Origin of the sequence: Ancylomarina sp. (assembly GCF_041555295.1) — a bacterium.
GTDB lineage: Bacteria > Bacteroidota > Bacteroidia > Bacteroidales > Marinifilaceae > Ancylomarina.
Genome location: NZ_JBFFKR010000263.1, coordinates 1 through 4,844 on the forward strand (window position 1 = coordinate 1; position 4,844 = coordinate 4,844).

The following is a 4,844-nucleotide window of genomic DNA, read 5'->3' on the forward strand; positions in this document are numbered from 1 at the left end:
AACAACAACGGAGTATTTAACTTCATATGCTTTAGAGTTGATGACTCAGGTTGATAACCCTCATAAAATTAAGTTGAGAACGAAGAAGCTTGACCTAATGCGTGCTGACATGGATGCTTCACCAATGGTGAGAATTCAGTACTCTGCTAAATATGCTGGTGTTGCAAACTCTTGGAAAAGATGGCAAGGTGAAATCACAGGTTTGAACCGTTTGAATGCTATTGCTAAGAAAAAGGAACTTGAGGCAAAATTTGAAACCTGGGCTAATTCTGATGAGAAGCTAAAGGCGAAATATGCTGGCATCCTTGATCAGATGAAAGGGATCTATGAAGAAATGACACCTTATAGCTTAGCTCGTGATTATGCTATTGAAGCTGGTTTTTCAGGATCAGAGGTCGTGAAATTTGCAGGTGGATTTAAGCAACTTTTATCTCTTGATAAAAAAGACTCAGAAGCAATTGCTAAAGAAGTAAAAAGCTTACAAAAGAAAGCTGCTTCTTTTTACAAGAACTATAATCTGGACACAGACAAGAAATTATTGGAAGCAATGATGAGCATGTACCATGCTAATGTTGAGGCTAAATTCTTACCAGAAGAATTGAAGGTAATTGCTAAAAAATATAAGGGCGATTTTAAAGCTTACGCGAAAAAAGCAATGGCTAAGTCAGTATTGGCAAATCAAGCCAAACTTGAGAATCTATTGGCTAATTACAAGCCATCGAATGCGAAGAAAATCGCTAAAGATCCTGCTTATGTTTTAGCAATGAGTATTGGTGATTTATACAAAGTAGCAATCAGCCCTAAGTATTCTGAGCTATCGAATAAGGTGAATAAATTGCAACGTACTTATATGGCTGGTTTAATGGCTATGGAGTCTGATAAGGTTTTCTACGCTGATGCGAATTCAACTTTCCGAGTTCACTTTGGTAAGGTTGCAGGTTATAAGGCTCGCAATGCAGTAAACTACGATTACTATACAACTCTTGAAGGTATTATTGAGAAGGATAATCCAAACATTTTCGACTACGATGTGCCTCAAAAGTTAAGAGATTTATATGCGACTAAGGATTATGGGCGTTATGGACAAAATGGACAAATGAATGTTTGTTTTGCTGCTACGAATCATACCACTGGTGGTAACTCAGGTTCGCCAGTATTAAATGCAAATGGTGAGCTTATCGGATTAAATTTCGACCGTGCCTGGGAAGGTGTGATGTCTGATTTAATGTACGATGCTACTATCTGTAGAAACGTATCATTGGATATCCGTTATGTGTTATTTATCGTTGATAAATTTGCTGGAGCTGGATACTTGCTTGATGAAATGAATATTGTGGAGTAATCCCAATTGGAATATATAGTGAAAGGCTGTTGGAGAGATCCAACAGCCTTTCTCATATTGATTCAGAAAATTGTTTCTACAACTGTGTCTATTTGAGAAGAGCAAATTTACCTGTCTTTGTTCTGATAACACCATTGGTGTAGGTGATATCTAAATTATAATAGTAACTATCCATGTCTTGATATTGACCATTGTGAGTTCCATCCCATCCCTGATTAACATCAGATGTTTCAAATACCTTTTTACCTCTTCGATTGTATATTGTGAGCTTGATTTTATCGACATCAGTTCCGCGCACAAAAAGCAAGTCGTTATGACTATCTCCATTTGGAGAGAACGCTTTAGGTAAACCAACAAAGGGGTAATCGTTTAAGAATTTCACATAAATAGAATCGCGTGCAGAACATTGAGCTTCATTAATAACCTCTACCCAGTATGTACCCGTCTTTTCTATGATAATCGATTTTGTGATTTCGCCGGTAGACCAGTTGTAGCTTACCTTATCAACATTAGCTATTAACTCTTGTTCGAGATTCGGATAATCAATAATGTCTTCACCTAGATTAACGATAGGAATTGGTAGAACCGTGATATGAATTTGTGCACTCTCAATATTACCTAAGTTATCGGTTACTTCTAATGTGTAATCACCATCTTTTTTCAAGTATATTTCAGCTTCCTTGTGATTTTGGTCGATCCAATTATAGCTTAGCGGTGAAGCAGGATGACCAATTATTTCAGGAACGATTAGAACGGAATCGCCTTGGCATATGCTCCTGTCATCACCTAATTCAATCCGAAACTTTTCTCCACCTCTATAATCAATAAAAACAGTGTCCGAATTGGTACAACCATATTCATCAATTACATTAACCCAGAAATCACCTCCAGAACTCACCGTGATTATTTGACTTGTTTCAAGAGTGTTCCATTTGTAACTGGCACCTGCATTTTGCGCATCGAGTTGTTTTGATTCACTATCCCATAAAATGAAGTCATCTCCCAAATCGACAATGGGTTTTGAATGGTAATAAATTTGAGAACTGGCTGTTTGACTATAACCATTCGGATCGGTAGCTGTAAGGGTGTATAAGCCTTCGCTGCTTATTTCTATTTCTCTTTTAGTTGAACCTGTGTTCCACAAATAGGTGTATGTTTGGTTGATATCCATATAAGGGCTCAAAGTCATTGTTTCTTGAGCACACATATGTATAATATTCGGTAGACTTAAGGTGAAAAATGAAGACTGATCTTTAACCGTGAATGATTTGGAATTGCTACATCCAAATTCAGAAGTAATCATAACTGAATAATCGCCAGGGCTTGTAATTTCAATTTCGCTTGTCGTTTCTCCTGTTGACCAAAGGTAAGTACATCCCTCCGTTTGGATATTCACAAGAATTGGAGCACCATCCATCATGATAATATCAGCAATATCTATTTCTGGAGCATCATGGACTGTAACTAAAACTTGATCTGTTATTTTTTGGTTGTCTTTAAGGTCGGTAACAGTTAATTCATATTCTCCAGATTGATTAACTTCAATTGTTTCCGTTGTTTCACCAGTTTTCCAAAGGTAGGAATAGTCCGATTTAAGATCGATGGTTGGGGTTATAGTAATGGCATCACCTGAACAGATGTTTTTATCCTCGCCTAAATCAAGACTGAATTCACTTTTAAGCTCAATATCACTATAGATTGTATCGCTATTACAACCAAAACCAGTTCTTTCAATTGATTTGAAAGTGGTAATGCCCGCTTCTGCCTGCCATTTTACTCTAAAATTGATGTATTTGTAGGCATCAATAATTTCGGTTTGGTAACTTATCTGATTTGCTCCGGTTGGCAGTTCTCCAGTGTACTCAGAGTTCATGCCGATTATGACTGTGTAATCATATTCAGAACTTGTTTTAATTTTACTCTCATAGGCTTCTACAACGGGTTGAGTTAAAGGGTAGACAGTTATATCCCTAGTTCTATCATCTACTGAAATATTAAGTTGTGTACCATCTTCTAACCATGCCTTTTCAATGCTAATACTAAAGGTCTTTAGTTTTCTGCTATCATTTCTAAAGCTAATCTCAAAATCGAATGTGCCTGTGTTTATGCCAAAGCCTCCATTCATATTCTTAGCAGGATCCCCATTTACAGAATATGAAGCAAACCATGTTTTATCTGTAGGACCCGATATCTCTAAAGATGAGGTTTGTAGAGGAGTGACAATACCATTGTTTAATGGGCAAAGGGTTTTATTTGAATTATTGATGAATGCCACAACTGGATCTTGCGAGTAAACATGCGAAAAAACACTGAGTAAAAGTGTGATACCCAGTATTCTGATCGCTATGTTTGCTGTTGACCCCATAAGTAATTGAATTTATTTTGATCAATGAAATCTAACTATTATATATAGTTGCTCTAAAGATACAAAACAATTAGCTTTTATCTAAGTAAAAATCGTGTTCATCAGGATTATTGGGTTATTTATCATCAGTTAATGTAGGAGGTAGAAGAAATGAAAATGAGAGCAGATGGTTATTTTTTTAGAAAAAAGCGTTTAGTGTAACATTGGTTACATTTTAAAACTTGACTCAACCATACATTTGTAATAGAAAATTAAATAAAAGCTCACTGATATGGAGAATCAATATTTTAAGAATACCGATAGTTTACTAGATATTTGTACACGTTTCCCTGAAACAATTAAGATTTTTGTTTCAAATGGATTCAAACAGCTCGAAGATCCTAAGAAAAGAGAACTTTTTGGTAAATCTTTAACCTTAGAGATGGCTTTGAAGATGAAAAAGCTAAATGTTGACGCTTTTGCTTCTCTTTTGTTTGAAGGTATTGAATTGAACCGCAATCAGGTTGATGCTGATTTGAATCAGAAACCAACCAGTACCGATGCTGATGCCGTTCATATACAAGGCTTATTGCCATGTCCGGTTCGTGTACCCTTGGTTGAAGGTATTGATGCTTTTATTGAAGAATACAAGAAAACAAATGATAGAGAGGTTGTATACGATCTAAAGGCTGCTTCGATGGGGCTTGATTGGTTAATGGGTGATGTGATTAACGAAGATAATCCAGATAAATTAGCTGATATTTTTATCTCTGCGGGATTCGATTTGTTCTTCGACGAAAAGTTGATGGGGAAATTTAAGAAACGTGGTGTATTTGCTGATAGTACTGGATTTGATCGTTTAAATAAGGATTTTGATAATGATGATATTTGTTTGAAAGATCCAGAAGGACATTACTCTATGATTGGTGTTGTTCCTGCGGTATTTTTGGTGAATACTGCAGAGCTTGGCGATCGTGAAGTGCCACGTACTTGGGCTGATTTGTTCAAGCCTGAATTTAAAAATAGCGTGAGTCTTCCTATTAGTGATTTTGACTTGTTTAATTCGATGCTGCTTCACATTTATAAGGCTTATGGCGAAGAGGGCGTAAAAGGATTAGGAGAATGTTTGTTGGAGAGTATGCACCCATCTCAAATGGT

The 4,844-nt window shown here is 36.4% G+C and carries 3 protein-coding genes; 2 read left to right on the forward strand and 1 reads right to left on the reverse strand.

Translation table 11 applies throughout. The annotated features are described in order from the left end of the window. On the forward strand, nt 1-1,342 hold a 1,342-nt coding region (locus ABY905_RS14150; protein WP_372644990.1), incomplete at its 5' end, for a S46 family peptidase. A gap of 88 nt (nt 1,343-1,430) precedes the next feature. Here the strand turns inward: ABY905_RS14150 and ABY905_RS14155 are convergent. Then, nucleotides 1,431-3,707: a gliding motility-associated C-terminal domain-containing protein gene (locus ABY905_RS14155; protein ID WP_372644992.1), complete on the reverse strand. Its 2,277-nt coding sequence runs from the start codon at nt 3,705-3,707 to the stop codon at nt 1,431-1,433. Between the two features lie 271 nt (nt 3,708-3,978). Between ABY905_RS14155 and ABY905_RS14160 the strand changes: the two genes are divergently transcribed. Further along, nucleotides 3,979-4,844, forward strand: an 866-nt coding sequence (locus tag ABY905_RS14160) for an ABC transporter substrate-binding protein (RefSeq protein ID WP_372644994.1), incomplete at its 3' end; no start/stop codon positions are given.

Coding starts and splice junctions, on each gene's coding strand:
- ABY905_RS14155 (WP_372644992.1), bottom strand. CDS start 3,707: ATGGGGTCAACAGCAAACATAGCGATCAGAATACTGGGTATCACACTT.